Origin of the sequence: Mesorhizobium sp. M8A.F.Ca.ET.181.01.1.1, from assembly GCF_004792025.1 — a bacterium.
GTDB lineage: Bacteria > Pseudomonadota > Alphaproteobacteria > Rhizobiales > Rhizobiaceae > Mesorhizobium.
Genome location: NZ_SRTV01000222.1, coordinates 1 through 306, shown reverse-complemented (window position 1 = coordinate 306; position 306 = coordinate 1). Strand labels below are relative to the sequence as shown.

Sequence of the window (306 nt, the reverse complement as noted above, 5' to 3'; positions counted from 1 at the left end):
ATCGACCTCGACGCCGAGCGCTTCCAGTTCTCTGGCGCGGGCGGCGAACTCGACCGGTCCAAGCGCATTGGCCGGCTCATTGACGAGATCTCGCGCAAGCAAAACCCCGTCGATCACCGCCCCTTCGCTGGCGAAGGCTTTTTTCGCGGCGGCGGGATCCGCGCAGTGGATGGTTATCTTGGCGGGCTTCGCCGCCTCGGCCTTCCTGGCGTCCTTCGCGTCAGATTGGCCGTCCTCCTTGTCTTTCCTGGTCTTGTATTTGTCGAAGGCGTAGCTGCGCAGGAGGATGCCGGCGGCAAGGCTCGC

General features: G+C 64.4%; 1 pseudogene. It reads right to left on the bottom strand.

Features of this window, described 5'->3' with window-relative positions:
• Positions 1 to 306, bottom strand: a pseudogene (locus EN824_RS34350) (leucyl aminopeptidase); the annotation flags it as partial.